Raw genomic sequence first — 17,194 nt, forward strand, 5'->3', positions numbered from 1 at the left:
GGGCGGGTTAGTCGGTGACCTTGAGGAGGCCGTGGGCGCCGCGTTCGGCGTCGACCATGGAGTGGCTGACGAAGGGGTATGTCCCCGCCTCACCGAACTCGAGCTCGACGAAGCCGCCCTGCGCCGTGGTCAGGCCGAGGGCCTGCGCCCCGCCGCCCGCGACCGCGCTAGGCGTGCCAGGCTGCAGCGTGTAGGCGCCCTCGAGGAACACCGTGTCGAACTGCCCGCCGACCACGTGGAACGACGTGCCGCGGCTCGGCCCGGCCGCCAGCACCCAGACCCGCACCCGCTCGCCGACCCGCGCGGTGAGCGGGTCGACGTCGTACTGGTTGGCGTAGCCGTTGAAGGCCACGATGTCGGGCGTCTCGGCGGCGATCTTCGCCGTGTCGACCTCCCCGCCCTGGGGCCCGAGATAGAACTCCGACTGCACAAGCACGTACTCCCGGTCCACCGGAGCCAGCCCCTCCGGGTCGATGATCACCGCACCGAACATCCCGTTGGCGATGTGCGCGCTCATCGGCATGGTCGAGCAGTGATACATCCAGATCCCGGCACGCGTCGCAGTGAACCGGTACGTCAGCGACTCACCCGGCGCGATGGTCCGCATCGGCTGGTCGGGCGCGAGCGCCCCGGCGTGGAAGTCGATCGAGTGCCCGATCGTCCCGTCATTGACCAGTGTCACGTCGAAGGTGTCGCCGATCTTGCCGTGCAGCGTCGGCCCCGGCGCGGTGCCGCCAAAGGTCCACAGCTTCTGGGTGACGCCGGGCGCCACCTCGGTCACCGTCTCGGAGACCGTGAGGGTGATCGCGTGCGTCGCGGGGCTGCTGGGATCGCCCCCGTCTGCGCGGGCCGGCGCGAGCGCGGCGTCGCGGGCGCGGAAGTCGGCGGCGGGCTTGCGCATGAAGTCGAGGTCGTCCGCGGCGCTCGCCGCGGCCTCCCCGCCGGGCATCGTCGAGTGGTCCATCTCGCCATCCATACCGTCCCCCGTGCCCGACGCCGCGCCGCCCTCCGCGGCCCCGTCGCCTTCCGCGAGGGGCTGGCCGTCCGCGCCGACGACGTTCACGGTGAAGACCATGCCCATCTGCCGGTGGCCGATCACGGTGCACCAGCCGTCGACCGTGCGCCCGATGACCCCCGCCTCGATCCGCGCAGTCGCCCCCGGGGACAGCCGGCCGCTCGTCGCCCCGGTGTCCAGGGCCAGGTCGTGGACCTGGGTGTCGACGTTCGTCAACTCGATGATCAGGGTGTTGCCGACCGGGACGTCGACCGAGTCGGGGAAGAACCGCATGTCCCGAGCCTCGACCTGGACGGTTGTGGTCTCCCCGGTGGCGGCGACGGCGCCCGCGGCGGACTTCCCGATGCCGAGGGCGGCCGGGTCGAGGCTGACCCCGGCGACGACGGCCAGCACGAGGGCACCGATAGCGACCCCGACGAGGCCGGTGCGGCGGGCGGGTGGCGGCGCTGCGGCCGCGGCGGCTACCCGCTCCGCCGGAGTCGTGGCCGAGACCAGGGCGGGGGAGGCTGTCCCGGCCCTCGACCGCGCGCGGTGCAGCCGCAGGATGCTCACGACGCAGCCGACGAAGAACGCGAAGCCCACGAGCACGAGCATCGAGGCGAGCACCCGCACGAGGCTCGGCACCGGCAGCACGCAGAGCGCCAGGCCGCCATTGATGAGGATCAGCCGAATGGGCGCGGCGCGGTCCATCGCGGCCGACGTCGCGCGCACGGCACCGGGGCCGCCGCCCAGGACGACCGGCAGCAGGTAGGACAGTGCCCCGAGGAGCACCTGCGCGGCGAAACCGGCGACCAGAGCGGAGGTCACCAGGCCGACGTGCGCCGCGGCGTCGGACCAGGTGGGACCGATCGCGGCGATGACCACGAGGGTGAGCAGGGACCCCAGCAGCCACGTCACGCCGGCGGCCACGGACCACGCGGCGTAGGACGTCGGGGGCTTGACGCGGGCGACGGCGACCAGCGGGACGCAGATCGTGACGAGCCCGGCCGCGTAGCCGAGGACCCCCGCGCCGGCGATCAGCCGCTGGCCGGTGAGCGCGCCGACGAGCAGGACGGACAGGGACACGAGGAGCACGACGAGTCCGCGACGGGCTGCGCGCTCGGCGCCGTCGGCGATCTTGGTCCGCAGGATGGTCGGCCACAGCGTCATGAGGGTGCCCGTGACGGTCAGGCCCACGAAGCCCAGCAGGTTGAGCGTGACGTGCGCGAAGACGACGCGGTTGTGCCAGCGGTCGTCCAGGCCGGCTGAGAGCAGCGCCCCGAGGGCCGCGCCGACCGGCAGCAGCATGCACGCGGTGACGTAGTACGTGATGGTCGACGTGAAGCGGGAGGGAAGTGCCCGCCGCGACTGCAGGCCGAGAACTGCACCGTGCGCGGCCACGGCCGCGCCGACCCCCGTCGCGCCGACCGCGGTGACCTGCCACGTGGCGGTGAGCACCCCGGCGATGACGACAACGATCCCCGCGTTGAGGAGCGCGATCCGGGCCACCTGCCAGCGCCGGGAGGCGACTGTGACCGGGCGGTGCAGGAGCGCGTCGGCGAAGTGCGCCGACCACACGAGGATCGCGTTGGTCACCGCCCCGAGCAACAACATGTGTACGAGCAGCCAGCCGCCCTCGGGCACGAAGCGGTGCCCGAGCGCGACGGCGAACGTGGCGAGCAGCCAGAACGCGGTCGGCAGGTTGGCGCGCAGGTGCCACGCGGTGCGGGAGCCGGTTGGCGGCGGGCTGGTCGGGCGGAGGCCGATCGAGGCGGGGCGCGGCGTGGAAGGGCGGGGTGTGGACGGGCGGGGCGCGGTCACGGGGCCACCGTTCGGGATGTGGGGGCGGTGGGGGAGGTGATGGGCGCGGCTGGGCTCGTGGAGTCTGGGGCCGTGGAGTCGGGTGTCGTGGTCGGCCGTCGGGCGCTCGACGCGGCCGGGCTCCTCCGGGAGGCGACGACGATCGACGCCACGGTGATCACGACGAACAGCAGCAGTGCCGTGATGTTGAGGACGCCGCCGACCTGCCGCGCCCACTCGATCTGCCGGGCGTCGCCGACCAGGACCCGCAGGGCCAGGGAGGCGTGCAGCAGCGCGGCGGGGACGATCATCACAGGGTGGTAAGGCAACCGGACTCGCAGGACCGCGGGCAGGATGACCGGGGCGTGGGCGAAGATCATCGACAGCGTGAAGCCGAGGAAGACGGAGTGGATCACTGCGTCGTAGGCGAAGCCCTCGCTGGTCCGCCCGTGCAGCAGCCATACCCCGCCGGCCACCGCGAGCCAGGCGTATCCGGCGAGCAGGCAGCCGGCCATGAATCGCGGCAGCCCGGTCGAGCGGATGGTGCGCCGCGCGACGTCGTGCACGGCGAGCCAGGCGACCAGGGCCAGGATGGTCGCGCCGAGCAGCGCGTAGCCGGGGCCCGGCCACAGCAGGGTCGCGGTGACCGACGCCATGAGTGCCACGACGAGGGCGAGGAGCTGGTTGACCGTGCGCGGGGCGAGGCGGATCACGCGGGCCAGCTCGAGGCGCTCGCCGATGATCGTGGCGACGATGAAGCCGGCCAGCCACGGCAGGACGTCGGGCATGGGTACCCCGGCCGTCCACAGCAGGGCTCCGCCGAGGGCGAGGACCGCGCCGAGGGCCTGGATCATGACCGAATCGTCGTAGGAGCGGCGAAAGAGCGGGACGTAGATGCCGACCAGGGCAGCGCAGCCGGCGACCAGGAGGAACTGGCCGACGCGCAGCGGTGCGGGGCTGAGCAGCACGAGCGCACCGATCCCGAGCAGCGCTGGGGCCGCGAAGCCGGCCCTCGAGCGCAGCGCCACGGAGCGCTCGAGGGCGATGACCGTCCCGACGAAACCGAGGACGAGGAGCATCCCGTGGACGTCGGGCAGGCGGTCCGTGGTCAACGGCGCGGGCAGGCCGAGCAGCAGCAGTGCCGCATCCAGGCCGGCGAGCATGGCGAGCCCCGCGGGCAGCAGGAACACCAGGCGGCGGATCACTCCGGGACTGCCGTGAGGTGCAGCCGGCACGCGCCGCGTTCGGCGAAGGGGAGGAGCGTGAGGCCCTCGGAGGCGGCGCCGAGCTCGGCCAGGGCGCCCTGGGCGAGGCCGAGGTGCACCCCGCAGACGACCTCGGGGTGCAGGTGGGCGGCGGCGAGCAGCGGGCAGCGGCGCAGGCGGATGACCGTCGCGTCGTCGTCGGCCTCGGGGGAGAAGCCGAGCTCGTCGAGGAGGGTGACGACGCGGCGTCGGGCACAGAGCTCGGCGGCGGGGTCATCGGCGCGGTGGTCGCCGTCGCCGGCGACGCCGCCCATGTCGTCCATGTCTTCGTCCATGTCGCCGGACGCCATCGCGGTGCGGATGAGGTCCCGTCCCCACTCCATGCCGGCGGCGTCGGCGTCGGCGGCCGGGTTCGCGCTGGTGCGGGCGATGTGCCCGGCGAGGGCCGCGGCCAGACTGGCGTACTCCTGCGCGTCCTCGCTGAGCCGGGCCTCGATCGTGGCCTCGTAGAGCCAGGCTGGCCGGCCCCGCCCGGTCGTGGGCGCTGGGGTCCGGGTCGCGGCGCTGGCGGCCACGAGGGCGTCGAGGTGCTCGCGGACGGTGTTGGGGTGCTGGTGCATCATCTCGGCGAGCGCGGTCACGGTGCACGGCTCGGGCTGGTCGACCAGGTGGTCCAGGATCGCCGACTGGGCGGGGGTCAGCCGCCTGCGGCGGTGCCCGGCAGGTGTGGGCCGGGGGCCGTACTGCGCCTCGGTGCCGTTCCGAATGATTTTCACGGTTTCCAGTGTAATAAAGTTTTGACCAGTCCCGTCTAGGGCTTTGTCCCTATCTTCGTCGCGGGTGTCCGTCCGGAGGTCCTTGCCATGTCTGTCGCCCCGAACACCGTCGTCATCGCCTCGAGCGCCGCGGACGCGGCCGCCGTCGAGGCCGTCGTGAGCCATCACGCCGAGCTCTCCGGAGCGCTCGAGGCGCATGTCCACCGGGTCTTCTCGGCGGTCATCAACAACGACGTCCGCGGAGCCGAGCACGAGCGCGCGGCCCTCGTGGCCTGGTGCGCGGCCGAACTGCTGCCGCACGCGCTCGCGGAAGAGGCGGCCATGTACCCCGCCGCCCACCAGGACCCGCGTGGACGCCTGCTGATCGACGCGATGATCGATGAGCACGCGATCCTGACCGAGCTCGTCGAGGCGATCCGCAAGGCCGTCAACCCGGTGGTCGTGGCAGCCAACGCGCACGCGCTCCGGGTCGTCTTCGCGAGCCACCTGGCCAAGGAGAACGAGCTCATCCTGCCGCTGCTCGCCGGCTCGCCTGACGTGTCGTTGGCCGAGGTGCTCGAGGGGATGCACGTGTCGCTGAGCGGGGGCGACGACGCTGGTCACGACGACGCTGGTCACGACCATGCTGGTCACGACCATGCGGTGCCCGACGCCGGCCCGGACGGTGCCGCCTCGGCGCCGGCGGGCGGCTCCTGCGGCTGCGGCGGGCACGACGACGCAGGCTTCCCCGAGCTGGACGCGACCGCCATCCCGCACGCGATCCGCCACGCGACGATCTTCGGCGCGCTCGAGGTGGTGGCAGCCGGCGGCGGGCTGGTGCTGCTCGCCCCGCACGCCCCGCTCCCGCTCCTGCGCCAGATCGACGCCCGCTGGCCCGGCCGCTTCGAGGTCAGCTACCTCCAGGAAGGCCCAGAGATCTGGAAGGTCCAGTTCCTGGCGGCGTAGCTAACACCCCCGCACCCGCGCCCCCTCGCACCCCCGCCCCCTCCCCGTCGAACTCGTGAACGGCTCGCCGAACTCGTGAGCCACGGTGGTCCAGGACCGCGAACGTCCCGTGGCTCACGAGCTCGCCGGCGCGCTCACGAGCTCGACGACCGGGATAGTTGGTGCAGGGGCCGAGCATCGGTCGCCGTCCAGTCAGGAGCCCGCCATGTCCGCACCCAACCTCTTCCTCGTCTACGTGACTGACGTCGTGCGAGCGACCGACTTCTATCGGGACCTGTTCGAGATCGAGCCTGTCATGGTCACCCCTCGGTACGTGTCCTTCGAGGTCGCCCCCGGCGTCCTGTTCGCGTTGTGGAGCGGGCGGGCCGATCAGGTCACGGCGGAGGTTCCGCGCACCTTCGAGGTTGGGCTGATGGTGCCAGGCTCCGCCGCCGCCGTCGACGAGGTCTTCGCCCGATGGGTCGCGAAGGGCGTCACAGTTGTCGACGAGCCCTACGACGAAGTGTTCGGCCGCACCTTCCTCGTCGCAGACCCCGACGGAAACCTCATCCGCGTCTCGCCGATCGACTAACCGCCAACGAGGCCCCCACAACCCCGTCGAACTCGTGAACGGCTCGCCGAACTCGTGAGCCACGGCGGTCCAGGACCGCGGACGTCCCGTGGCTCACGAGTTCGGCGGCGCGCTCACGAGTTCGGCGGCGCGCTCACGAGTTCGGCGACCGGGTCGCTGGCGACCGGGTGGTCGGGTGGTCGGCGACCGTCAGTCGGTGATCGCGAAGGCGTCGATCTCGACGAGCATCTCTTCGCGGGGCAGGCCGGTGAAGACCGTGGTGCGGGCGGGCAGCACGCCCTTGGGGGAGTTCGCGGAGACGAACGCGCCGTAGGCCTCGTTCATGATCGGGAAGTCCTCGCGCTTGGTGAGGTAAACGCGGAGCATGACGACGTCGTCGAAGGTCGCCCCGGACGCCTCGATGATCGCCTTGATGTTCTCCAGGGTGCGGGTGGTCTGGGCGGCCACGTCACCGGGGAAGAGGTATTCGCTCGTGGCGGGGTCGACCGGCCCCTGTCCGGAGACCTGGACGAAGGGACCCTTGCGGATGCCCTGGTGGAAGGTGTGCGCGGGGGCCGGTGCGTTCGGGGTGCTGACGGCGATCTTGGTCATGAGAGTCCTTCATCGATGGTGGTGCTGGTGGATGGAGACGATCAGAAGTCGGTTGTGACGATCTCGACGACGCGGTCGGAGTTGTCGACGATCACGGCCATCCGCCACTTGTCGAAGAGCGTGCACGGGTGGGAGATACCGAAGCCGACGACGTCGCCGGGCGCCAGGCCCGCCTCCGCCGTGACGGTCAGGTAGAGGTGCTGGTCGTTGAGCGCGGTGACCTGCGCCCCGGCCAGGTCGGTGACCGGTCCCGGCGTCCCGTCCTCGAGCGCGCGGCGCACGGTCAGGGCGACCGGGAGGTCGATGTCGTAGGACACGTCGCGGCGCCCGACGCCGCAGATCGCCAGTCCGGGCTCGGGCACCGAGAGCACCTGGCCCCACACGGTCGCGGCGGCGCGCATCGGCTCGGCGCCGGGGATCCGGGTCCACGGGTCCATCCGGGCGCAGAACCCGTGGTCGTGGGTGATGTACGCCCCCGATCGCACGACGACGCGCACCGGCCAGGCGGCCGGTCCGGCGGAGGCCTCGCCCGACTGCGCGACGTCGCCCGACTGCGCGACGTCGCCCGACTGCGCGACGTCGCCGGGTTGCGTGCCGCTGCTGGCCTGCCCGACCATCACCTCCCCCGGCAGCTCGGCGAGCACGACGTCGAGGAAGGAGCTGCCGCCCGCGGACACGACGACCGGTCGCCCCGCCGGGATGAGTCCCGCGGCGCAGATGCCCGCGGCGACCGCGCGCAGGTCCTGGCAGTAGGCGGCCACCGTGGCCAGGTCGGCCTGCGAGGTGCCCGAGGCGGCGGAGCCCTCGTAGCCGGCCACGCCGACCAAGGTGAGCCCGGAACCCGCGACCGCACGGGCCAGGTCGATCGCCGCGGCGACCCCGCGCACGCCCGTCCGCCCACCGGCCACGCCGAGCTCGACGAGCACCCCGAGCCGCGCGCGGACCTCCGGGGGAGTCCCGGCGAAGCCGCGGGCGAGCAGGTCGAGCCCCACCTGGGAGTCGACGTACAGCCAGATCTCCGCGGCCGGCCCGGCGTTGCCGCGCGCCACAGAACCCGCCTCCGCGGCAACCGCCCGCGTGAGCTCCTCGCGGATCCAGGCGATCTCCCGCGGGTCGTACAGCTCGTTGGCGAGGAACACCCGCTCGGTGCCCCAGTCCCGCACGGTCCGCAGCTGGGCGGCGTTGGCCACGGTCGCCCCCCATGCGCCGTGCGCCCGTTGGCGCGCGAAGAGCTGGGCGGACATCGCCGTCTTGACGTGCGGGGCGTGCTCGACGCTGGCGCGCGCGCACAGCCGCTCCATGAGCGTCAGGTTGTGCTCGACGGCGTCCTCATCGAGGGTGAGCAGCGGCCAGGAGAACTGTGGTCCGGTAACGAGCGGGCGATGCGCAGCGGAGGCACCGACCACGCCATCGAGTGAGGCCGGGCCGGTCAGCAGCAGCCCCTTGGTCCGGGGGCCCAGCGGCGCGGCAGGTGTTCCGGGCCGGTCAGCAGGAACGATGAGGCCGACGGCGTTCACGACCGCACCCCGCCCTCGGTGCGGACGGCGGTAGGCGCGGCCGGGCGAGAGCCCCCCGGCCGCAGCGCCCGCCCCGGCAGGAGCCCAGTCATCGCGCCCCCCACCAGCACCGGCACGCCGGCGACGAGCACGTCGTCGATCCCGCTAGCGAGCTGGCGCGGGTTCTCATACGTCGCCTCGTCGCGCACCCGGTCGGGGTCCACGAGCACGACGTCGGCCGCCATGCCGGGCAGCAGCTGCCCGCGGTCCGTGAAGCCGAAGCGACGGGCGGCCGCGGTCGACAGGTGGTCCTGGGCGTCGGCCCACGTCCAGTCGCCGAGGTCGCGGACGTGCTCTGAGAGGAACCGCGCGAAGGCGCCCCAGCCGCGTGGGTGCGGGCGCCCGCCGGCGTAGATCGCGTCGGACCCGCCCATGTGTGCGCCGTGGCGCAGCAGCGTTCGCACCGACTCGGGGGAGTTGGTCGGCGGCTGGGCGAACACGCACCCGGCCCGCAGACCCGTGCTGACCAGCAGCTCGACCGCGGCGTCCGCGGGGGACAGGCCCAGGCGAGCGGCGACGTCGGGCAGGGTCATGCCCTCGGTCCAGTTCAGCTCGCCGGGCACGGCCGCCATGGTGACGCGCCCCCAGAGGTCGGCCAGGGCGGGGAAGTGCTCGGTGTGCAGGCGGGCCAGGACGGATTCGTCGCGTAGCAGCTGCACGGTCCGGGCGGGGTCGGCGATGGGCAGCCAGGTGGGTAGGGAGACCATCGACAGGATCGAGCAGCCGCGCAGGTAGGGGTAGGAGTCGAAGGTGACGTCGAGGCCCTCGGCGAGGGCCGCGTCGACGTAGCCGGCGAGCTCGGCGGCGGGGCCGTGATAGTGCGAGACGTGGGTGGCCACGTCCGTCTCCCGGGCGAGGTCCATGAGCTCGGCCATCGCTGCGCCGGCCTTCTCCTCGTAGCCGCGCATGTGGCTCACGTGCGGGAGCCCGCGCCCGGCCAGGACCGCGGTGAGCGCAAGCAGCTCCTGGCGCTCGGCGTAGGAGGCGGGCACGTACTCGAGCCCGGTCGACATGCCGCAGGCGCCCTCGTCGAGGCCGCGGATCAGCGCGTCGGCCATGGCCGCGATCTCGCCCGGCGTCGCCGGGCGGGCCGCATCGCCGAGCGCGCCGTAGCGCAGCGTGCCGTGCGGCACGAGGTAGGCGACGTTGAGCGGGGTGGTCCGGTCGTACGTGGCGAGCAGCTCCGCGACGGAGCCGCCGCGGAAGGTCGGGTGCTCGCCGTTGATCGCGGAGAAGTAGCCCGTCGCCCAGGCGAAGGCGCCTGGGGCGCCCGCTCCGGCGTCGGGCATGGCGGGCCCGCCCGCAGCGCGCGCGGAGGGCGCGTAGGACACGCCGTCCTGCCCGACGACGATGCTCGTCACCCCCTGGCGGAGCATGGCGTGCTGGACGTCGGTATCCAGGACCGCGGCCTCGCCGTGGACGTGGGAGTCGATGAACCCGGGGAAGGCGATCCGGCCGTCGGCATCGATGACGTGGCCGTCGCCGGTGGGCCGCGCCCCCGACTGAGTGACGGACACGACGGTGTCGCTCAGGTGCAGGTCGACCGGGTGGCTGAGGCCGTCGGCGCTGTGGGCGTCGGGCAGGCGGGCCCCGTGGATGATCGTCATGCGTGCGCTCCTGCGTCGGCTCCGGCTGTACCGGCCTCGTCAGCGTTGTCCTCGTGCCAGCCGCCCGCGCCGGCCCAGCCGGCCGCGGCCATCTCGGCGGCCAGGTCGCGGGGGAAGCCCTCCGCACCCGGGCGCGACTGCCAGGGCCTGGGTCCGTCCAGGGGGCGGTAGTCGACCCCCGCGGCGTCCAGGCGCGGCAGGTGCACGGCCAGGCGCGCCATGAACTCGGTCGAGGCGGGGGAGCCGGGCGCGCGATCGGTCGGCGGGCTCCACACGACCTCGGCGAAGGCCGCCAGCCGCGGGAACGTCAGGTAGTCGATCCGGCGCGCGGACTCGAGGTGCTCGGTCCAGACCTGCGCCTGCGCGCCGACGAGCGCACCGGGGGCGGAGTCGAGGTCGGGGTGCAGCCGGTAGACCTCGGCGGGCACGGTCTCGAAGGCGAGCACGTCCTCGATGGTCCGCAGGAACCCGACGGGGGTCGGTTCCCCAGGTCCCTCACCGGACCGGTGGTCGAGGTAGACGACCTGCTCGGGGGCCATGACGACGTCGTGCCCGGCCTCCATGGCCACCGCGCCGACCGTCACGCCGCGCCACGCGGTGACGATCGCCTCGGTGGGCAGGGCGGGGGAGAATGCCTCGTCCCAGACGACCGGACGGCGTCCGGCGGCGATGACGTGCTCGCTCAGCCGGGCGATGAACCAGCCGTGCAGCTCGCGGACGTGCTCGAGCCCGAGGGCGGTCGCCTGCGCGACGATCTCGGGGCTGTCCAGCCACAGCGTCGTGGGGACCTCGTCCCCGCCCAGGCCGATCCATGGGGAGTCGAAGACGTCGAGGACCTCGTCGAGCACGCCCCGGAAGAACTCGAGCGAGGCCTCGGAGGGGTCGAGAACCTCGGTGCTGACCCCCCACGTGGTGCGCACGGTGTGCGGCTGCTTGCGGGTGCCGAGCTCGGGGTAGGCCGCCACGGCCGCCTCGACGTGACCCGGCACGTCGATCTCGGGGACGACGGTCACGCCGCGCTCGCGGGCGAAGGCGACGATCTCGCGGAGGTCGTCCTGGGTGTAGAAGCCGCCGTGCGGCTGCCCGTCCGTGATCCCGCTCCGCCAGGTGCCGACGCCGGTCTCGGCGCGCCAGGAGCCGACCTCGGTCAGCTTCGGGTAGCGGGTGATCTCCATCCGCCAGCCCTGGTCGTCGGTCAGGTGCAGCTGGAGCACGTTGAGCTTGTGCGCGGCGGCCAGGTCGATGAAGCGCAGCACGTCGCGCTTGGGCAGGAAGTGGCGGGCTACGTCGAGCAGGACCCCGCGCCACGGGTAGCGCGGGTGGTCGGCGACGGCGATGTGGGGGAGTGCGACGTGCGTGGGCGGGCCGGCCACGCGGAAGGCGCGCGGCCCCGCGAGCTGGCGCAGGGTCTGGGCGGCGCTGTGGGCGCCCTCGGCGCCACCCGCCTGCACGACGACGCCGGTCGCGCCGATCTGCAGGCGATAGCCGGCCGCGGGCAGGGTCTCGTCGAGGTCGAAGGAGACGGCCGCGGTGGGGAGGGCCGCGGTGGGGAGGGTGGAGTGCGCGTCGTCGGACGGACTCGTGGTGGATTGCGCCGAGTTGGATGACGCCGCGTCAGATGGCTTCGTGACCTGGAAGGCGAGGTCGAGGCCAAAGGCGGCCTCGGTGACCGCGCGCCACCAGCGCGCACCCGCGCGCAGGGCCGGGTGAGCGCTCACCCGCGCGCCGTCGTCGAGCACGAAGAACGCGCCCTCCGCGGGGGTCTCGACGTGGACAGGGGCAGGGAGGAGACCGTACGGCGCCGCGGAAGAAGTCACCCGATCGAGCCTAGCCGGAAAACCGAGTTAGTAAACAATGCTGACAAACGCTGGACGGGGCGGAGCGGGCCTGCCGGGACCTTTGGCCCAGGGAGGCGGGGTGCGCGGAGCCTACGGTTCAGTAAGTTACGCCACCGTAGGTATCGAAGGGGACGTTCATGACCGCGCTGTCCATGCTGCCCGTCCCGACGTTCGACCGACCCCTGCCGCGGGTGATCCAGGGCGGCATGGGCATCGCCGTGTCGTCCTGGCGGCTCGCCTCCGCCGTCGCCCGCGCCGGCCAGCTCGGCGTCGTCTCTGGGACGGCGCTCGATCTTGTCCTGGCCCGCCGGCTGCAGGACGGCGACCCGGACGGAGCCGTGCGCCGCGCGCTCGCGGCCTTCCCGGTGCCGACCTTCGCCCACCGCGTGGTCAAGCGGTATTTCCGCGCCGGCGGCCGCGCGCCCCGCGAGCCCTATGCGCCGATCCCGCGGCTCGCGCTGCGCCAGACCCGGCTCGCGCAGGAGCTCATGATCCTCGGGGCCTTCGTCGAGGTGTGGCTCGCCAAGGAGGGGCACGGTGGCCAGGTGGGGATCAACTTCCTCGAGAAGGTCCAGATGGCGACCCCGACCGCGGCTTACGGATCGATGCTCGCCGGCGCAGACTATGTCGTCATGGGCGCCGGGATCCCCCGAGACATCCCGCACCTGCTCGACCGGCTGGCCGGGCACGAGGCGGTCGACCTGCCGGTCGAGGTCTCCGGCGCCCCCGCGGGCCACAGCGTCCGCCTCGACCCCGCCGAGCTGCTCGACGCCGATCTCCCGCCCTTGACCCGCCCGACCTTCCTCGCGATCGTCTCCGCCCACGCGCTCGCCTCCTATCTCGCCCGGGACTCCCACATCTGCCCGGACGGCTTTGTCGTGGAGGGCTCGCGGGCCGGCGGGCACAACGCCCCGCCGCGCGGACGGCTTACGCTCGACGATCTCGGCCAACCGGTGTTCGGGCCGCGCGACGAGGCGGACGTCGCCAAGGTCGCGGCGATCGGGCTGCCGTTCTGGCTGGCCGGATCGCAGGGGACCCCCGAGGCGCTCGCGACCGCGCGCGCGGCCGGGGCCGCCGGGGTGCAGGTGGGCACGGTCTTCGCCCTGGCTCAGGAGTCCGGCCTCGACCCGAGTCTGCGTGACGACCTGCTGACCCGGCTGCGCGCGGGCACCCTCGAGATCCGCACCGACCCCTTCGCCTCACCGACCGGCTTCCCCTTCAAGGTCGCCCAGGTCCCCGGGACGCTCTCGGACCCCGAGGTCCTGGCGGACCGCCCGCGGCTGTGCGACCTCGGCTACCTGCGCACCCCCTACCAGCGCGAGACGGGCGCGGTCGGCTACCGCTGCCCCGCGGAACCGGTCCACGTGTACGTGCGCAAGGGCGGCGCGGTCGAGGACACCGTCGGCCGGGTCTGCCTGTGCAACGCGCTCACCGCGGACGTCGGGCTCGGGCAGCAGCGCGCGGACGGCCACGAGGAGCTGGGGCTGCTCACCCTCGGGGTGGACATCGACGGCGCGAAGCGGCTCGCCACGATCCACCCGGGGGAGTGGACAGCCCGGGAGGCGCTCGACTGGCTGATCGGGGCGACGGGCTGAGGCTGCCGCCGCGCTGCCGCCGCACGGCCGTCGCGCCGCCGTCGCGCCGCCGTCGTACTGCCGCCGCGAAGATGACAGGGTGTCGGTTCAACGTCACAACGGAGGTTGTGGGCTTCTCTCCGCGGCACCCCTGCAACCGGTGCGATGATGGCAGGCATGGCCATCGAGACCCCGGCGCCTGGACCGTCCACCGACGGCTCGCGTCCCTCCCCGCTCCCCTACGACGCCCTCCTCCTCTACTCCTTCGGCGGGCCGAACAAGCCTGAGGACGTCGTGCCCTTCCTGCGCAACGTCACGGCCGGCAAGGGGATCCCCGACGCCCGCCTCGAGGAGGTCGGGGAGCACTACTACGGCTTCGGCGGCAAGAGCCCGATCAACGGCCAGAACCTTGCGCTCAAGGCCGCGCTCGAGGCCGAGCTCGCCGCGCGGGGCATCGACCTGCCCGTCGTGTGGGGCAACCGCAACTGGGAGCCGTACACGCGCGACGCCGTCGCCGAGCTGGCTGACCTGGGCGCCCAGCGCGCTGTTGCCCTCGTGACCAGTGCGTACTCCTCCTACTCGGGGTGCCGTCAGTACCGCGAAGACCTCGCGCTGACGCTCGAGGCCCGCGGCGAGCTGGGTGAGCACGGGTCGACGGGTATCCAGTTCGACAAGGTGCGCTCCTACTTCAACCACCCCGGCTTCGCCCAGGCGAACGTCGACGCGGTCGTCGAGGCGTACCGCGAGCTCGCGGACGGAACCGGAGCCCACCTGGTCTTCGTCACGCACTCCATCCCTCTCACCATGGAGGCCGCCTCCGCGGTCTCCGGCGCCACGTACTCCGCCCAGCACCTCGACCTCGCGGGGGTGGTCGCCGAGCGGGTCGCCGCCGAGCTTGGCCACCCGGTCGAGTGGACCCTGGCCTACTGCTCGCGCTCGGGCCCGCCCAGCCAGCCGTGGCTCGAGCCGGACGTCAACGACCACCTCGGCGAGCTCGCCAGGGCCGGCACGCGCGCCGTCGTGCTGTCCCCGATCGGCTTCGTCTCCGACCACATGGAGGTCGTCTACGACCTTGACACCGAGGCCCTGGCCACCGCGCGCGACCTCGGCCTCACGGCCGTGCGCGCCGGCACGGTCGGCACCCGGGCGCCGTTCGTGGCCGGTCTGGTCGACCTCGTCCTGGAGCGAGCAGCCCTCGCCCGCGGGGAAGACGTGGCGGAGGAGTCCGTGGGTTCCATGGGCGCCTTCGACTCCGTGTGCCGCCCGGGCTGCTGCCGCCGGCGCGACGGCGAGGACAGCGGCGTGCCCGCGCTGTGCAGCACCGGCCTGTACACCTGACGGCGATACCGTTGCATCAGCCGTCCGACCCCACCACCTGAGAGCAGGCCACCACCCATGACGCACGCACCCGAGACCCACCACCGCCCCGACACCGGCGAGCTCGTCAGCACCGAGCCCGTCAACGCGACCGTCCGCTACACCATGTGGTCGGTGTTCTCGACGGTCCAGACGCTGCCCGCGGACGACGCCGAGCGCACGGCCATGATCGACGCCGCGCTCACCGCGGTGGGCGGCGCGGCGTCGGGCATCGACACCGAGCTGACCGTGCGCGGCTGGTACGACGTCGGCGGGCTGCGCTCGGACGCGGACCTGATGGTCTGGTGGCACGGACCTTCGATCGAGTCCGTCCAGCACGCCTACCAGCGCCTGCGTGCGAGCGACCTGGGGCGTCACCTCGAGCCCGTGTGGTCGGTCGCGGCCCTGCACCGCCCGGCGGAGTTCAACCGCGGCCACATTCCCGCGTTCATGGCCGACGAGGCCCCCGAGAAGTACATCTGCGTGTACCCCTTCGTGCGGTCCTACGACTGGTACCTGCTGCCCGCCGACGAGCGCTCCACGATGCTCCGCGACCACGGCATGGCCGCGGCCGGCTACAAGGACGTCCGCGCGAACACCGTCTCCGCCTTCGCCCTCGGCGACTACGAGTGGATCCTCGCCTTCGAGGCCGCCGAGCTCGACCGGATCGTCGACCTCATGCGGGACCTGCGCGCGACCGAGGCCCGCCGCCACGTCCGCGACGAGGTCCCCTTCTTCACCGGCCCGCGCACAGACCTGCACGCCTGGGCCGCCCGCCAGCCCCTCTCCGAAGACTGACCGCCGGCGCCCGGAGCCGGACGGGACCCGCCCGGAGCCGGACGGGACCCGCCCAGCATCGCGCCCTCTTCCGCTGAGTGCGGTCAAACGGCTGCCCGATGTCGGGAATGTCCAGCCGATCGACCGCACTCAGCGGGTGGGGACGGGTGGGTGGATCAGGGGTAGAGGCCTCGGATCTGGTGGGCCTCGGCTACCCGGCGGACCCCGATCACCAGGGCCGCGTCCCGCAGGGTGAGGCCCTGCTGGGCCGCGACGTCGGTCACGTCGGCGAAGGCGGTATGCATCCGCTCGGCGAGGCGGCTCTCGATCTCGCTCAGCGTCCACCGGTAGGCCTGGTTGGCCTGCGCCCACTCGAAGTAGGACACGACGACGCCTCCCGCGTTCGCGAGGATGTCCGGCACGACGACGATGCCCTGGCTGGCCAGGATCGCGTCGGCTTCGGCCGTGGTCGGGCCGTTGGCGCCCTCGACGACGAACCGGGCTCGCACCGCAGGCGCGGTGACGGCGTCGAGCACGCCCTCGACCGCGGCCGGAACGAGGACGTCGACCTCGAGCGCGAGCAGGGCGGCGTTGTCGATGGGATCCGCGCCGTCGAATCCGACGACCGACCCCGTGGCTTCCACGTGGGCGAGGAGCCGCGCGACGTCGATCCCGTCCGCGTTGTGCAGCCCACCGAACTGATCGCTCACGGCGACCACCCGGGCGCCCTCCGCGGCGAAGATGTCCGCGGCGTGCGCCCCCACCTTGCCGAAGCCCTGCACGGCCACGGTCGCCCCCGCCAGGTCGCTCCCCGCCTGCGCCAGGGCCGCCCGCGTGACATGCACGACGCCGCGCGACGTCGCCGTCGTGCGTCCCAGGGACCCGCCCAGCGCGATCGGCTTGCCGGTCACGACCGCGGGGATGGTGTACCCCTGGCTGGCCGAGTACGTGTCCATGATCCACGCCATGGTCTGCTCGTTCGTGCCCATGTCGGGCGCCATGATGTCCTGCTCGGGACCGATCATCGGCATGATCTCGCTCGTGTACCGGCGGGTCACCCGCTCGAGCTCGGCCTGGCTGTAGGCGAGCGGATCGATGCCCACACCGCCCTTCGCCCCGCCGTAGGGGATGTCGACGACGGCGCACTTCCACGTCATGAGCATCGCCAGGGCGCGGACCTCGTCGACGTCGACGCTGGGGTGGAACCGCAGGCCACCCTTGCCCGGACCTCGGGAGACGTTGTGCTGGACGCGGTAGCCCTTGAACAGCTCGATCCGGCCGTCGTCGCGCCGCAGCGGGATGGCGACGTTGACCTCCCGCCGAGGCGTCGCGAGCATCTCGTGCAAGCCCTCGTCGTACTCCAGGATCCGGACCGCTCCGGCGAGCTGACCGAGGGCGTTCGCCCACGGGAGGGAGGCCTCGCTGCGGCTCTGGGCGGACCCGTCGGCGCCCCCGCGGGCGGACGGGCGGGCGGCCTCGGAGGGGAGAGGCGCCGCCGCGATAGGCGGGGCCGTTGGCCCGGAGACAGTGGTAGGTGACATCGTCGTCGCTCCTGGTGATCGTGTGGGTCTCACTCACGTCAACCTACGCCAACGGGCGCGAGG

General features: G+C 73.1%; 13 protein-coding genes. 5 read left to right on the forward strand and 8 right to left on the reverse strand.

Annotated elements, in window-relative coordinates; translation table 11 throughout:
- Positions 1-7 precede the first annotated feature (7 nt).
- From BLQ50_RS11215 to BLQ50_RS11225, 3 genes are read right to left on the reverse strand one after another with little or no spacing between them, the layout of a single operon-like run.
- A complete protein-coding gene (locus BLQ50_RS11215) occupies positions 8-2,815 on the reverse strand; it encodes a multicopper oxidase domain-containing protein (protein WP_245701121.1) in 2,808 nt (935 codons plus the stop codon).
- A complete protein-coding gene (locus tag BLQ50_RS11220) occupies positions 2,812-3,999 on the reverse strand; it encodes a hypothetical protein (protein WP_217629155.1) in 1,188 nt (395 codons plus the stop codon). The genes BLQ50_RS11215 and BLQ50_RS11220 overlap by 4 nt, the downstream gene beginning before the upstream one ends.
- Positions 3,996-4,775 (reverse strand): helix-turn-helix transcriptional regulator, encoded by a 780-nt coding sequence (locus tag BLQ50_RS11225; RefSeq protein WP_217629156.1) that lies wholly within the window; start codon positions 4,773-4,775, stop codon positions 3,996-3,998. Before BLQ50_RS11225 ends, BLQ50_RS11220 begins: the two co-directional genes overlap by 4 nt.
- 87 nt (positions 4,776-4,862) lie before the next feature.
- Here BLQ50_RS11225 and BLQ50_RS19290 point away from each other — a divergent pair, with 87 nt between their 5' ends.
- Both BLQ50_RS19290 and BLQ50_RS11235 read left to right on the forward strand, forming a co-directional pair.
- On the forward strand, positions 4,863-5,720 hold the full coding sequence (locus BLQ50_RS19290) for a DUF2249 domain-containing protein (protein WP_093183715.1): 858 nt from the start codon (positions 4,863-4,865) through the stop codon (positions 5,718-5,720).
- Between the two features lie 205 nt (positions 5,721-5,925).
- Positions 5,926-6,291, forward strand: a complete 366-nt coding sequence (locus BLQ50_RS11235; RefSeq protein WP_093183716.1) for a VOC family protein — start codon at positions 5,926-5,928, stop codon at positions 6,289-6,291.
- A 189-nt stretch (positions 6,292-6,480) separates the two neighbouring features.
- Here the strand turns inward: BLQ50_RS11235 and BLQ50_RS11240 are convergent, their stop codons facing one another.
- The 4 genes from BLQ50_RS11240 to BLQ50_RS11255 are packed head-to-tail and all read right to left on the reverse strand — an operon-like array spanning position 6,481 to position 11,862.
- Positions 6,481-6,882, reverse strand: a complete 402-nt coding sequence (locus tag BLQ50_RS11240; RefSeq protein ID WP_093183718.1) for a RidA family protein — start codon at positions 6,880-6,882, stop codon at positions 6,481-6,483.
- 41 nt (positions 6,883-6,923) lie between these two features.
- On the reverse strand, positions 6,924-8,399 hold the full coding sequence (locus BLQ50_RS11245; RefSeq protein ID WP_245701123.1) for an alanine racemase: 1,476 nt from the start codon (positions 8,397-8,399) through the stop codon (positions 6,924-6,926).
- Positions 8,396-10,045 (reverse strand): N-acyl-D-amino-acid deacylase family protein, encoded by a 1,650-nt coding sequence (locus BLQ50_RS11250; protein WP_093183719.1) that lies wholly within the window; start codon positions 10,043-10,045, stop codon positions 8,396-8,398. The genes BLQ50_RS11245 and BLQ50_RS11250 overlap by 4 nt, the downstream gene beginning before the upstream one ends.
- Positions 10,042-11,862 carry a beta-N-acetylhexosaminidase gene (locus tag BLQ50_RS11255; protein ID WP_093183721.1) on the reverse strand — a complete coding sequence of 607 codons (1,821 nt, stop codon included), beginning with the start codon at positions 11,860-11,862 and terminating at the stop codon, positions 10,042-10,044. Before BLQ50_RS11255 ends, BLQ50_RS11250 begins: the two co-directional genes overlap by 4 nt.
- A gap of 158 nt (positions 11,863-12,020) precedes the next feature.
- Between BLQ50_RS11255 and BLQ50_RS11260 the strand changes: the two genes are divergently transcribed.
- The 3 genes from BLQ50_RS11260 to hemQ all read left to right on the forward strand — a co-directional run bounded on the left by BLQ50_RS11260 (position 12,021) and on the right by hemQ (position 15,611).
- Positions 12,021-13,478 carry a nitronate monooxygenase gene (locus tag BLQ50_RS11260; protein WP_093183722.1) on the forward strand — a complete coding sequence of 486 codons (1,458 nt, stop codon included), beginning with the start codon at positions 12,021-12,023 and terminating at the stop codon, positions 13,476-13,478.
- Between the two features lie 156 nt (positions 13,479-13,634).
- Positions 13,635-14,795 carry a ferrochelatase gene (locus BLQ50_RS11265; protein WP_093183724.1) on the forward strand — a complete coding sequence of 387 codons (1,161 nt, stop codon included), beginning with the start codon at positions 13,635-13,637 and terminating at the stop codon, positions 14,793-14,795.
- Between the two features lie 57 nt (positions 14,796-14,852).
- The gene (gene hemQ / locus BLQ50_RS11270) at positions 14,853-15,611 is read left to right on the forward strand and encodes a hydrogen peroxide-dependent heme synthase (protein ID WP_093183725.1); all 759 of its coding nucleotides are present in this window, start codon (positions 14,853-14,855) and stop codon (positions 15,609-15,611) included.
- 155 nt (positions 15,612-15,766) lie between these two features.
- Here hemQ and BLQ50_RS11275 read toward each other — a convergent pair whose 3' ends face one another.
- Entirely contained in the window at positions 15,767-17,131 is a 1,365-nt protein-coding gene (locus BLQ50_RS11275) for a Glu/Leu/Phe/Val family dehydrogenase (RefSeq protein ID WP_093183727.1), read from the reverse strand.
- Positions 17,132-17,194 lie beyond the last annotated feature (63 nt).

The sequence above is a fragment of the Sanguibacter gelidistatuariae genome, from assembly GCF_900096585.1.
In the GTDB taxonomy this organism is placed as follows: Bacteria; Actinomycetota; Actinomycetes; order Actinomycetales; family Cellulomonadaceae; genus Sanguibacter; species Sanguibacter gelidistatuariae.

What these genes read in the sequence shown, in the direction of transcription:
- BLQ50_RS19290 (WP_093183715.1), top strand. Translation starts at nt 4,863, where the DNA reads ATGTCTGTCGCCCCGAACACCGTCGTCATCGCCTCGAGCGCCGCGGAC.
- BLQ50_RS11235 (WP_093183716.1), top strand. Translation starts at nt 5,926, where the DNA reads ATGTCCGCACCCAACCTCTTCCTCGTCTACGTGACTGACGTCGTGCGA.
- BLQ50_RS11240 (WP_093183718.1), bottom strand. Translation starts at nt 6,882, where the DNA reads ATGACCAAGATCGCCGTCAGCACCCCGAACGCACCGGCCCCCGCGCAC.
- BLQ50_RS11250 (WP_093183719.1), bottom strand. Translation starts at nt 10,045, where the DNA reads ATGACGATCATCCACGGGGCCCGCCTGCCCGACGCCCACAGCGCCGAC.
- BLQ50_RS11260 (WP_093183722.1), top strand. Translation starts at nt 12,021, where the DNA reads ATGACCGCGCTGTCCATGCTGCCCGTCCCGACGTTCGACCGACCCCTG.
- BLQ50_RS11265 (WP_093183724.1), top strand. Translation starts at nt 13,635, where the DNA reads ATGGCCATCGAGACCCCGGCGCCTGGACCGTCCACCGACGGCTCGCGT.
- hemQ (WP_093183725.1), top strand. Translation starts at nt 14,853, where the DNA reads ATGACGCACGCACCCGAGACCCACCACCGCCCCGACACCGGCGAGCTC.
- BLQ50_RS11275 (WP_093183727.1), bottom strand. Translation starts at nt 17,131, where the DNA reads ATGTCACCTACCACTGTCTCCGGGCCAACGGCCCCGCCTATCGCGGCG.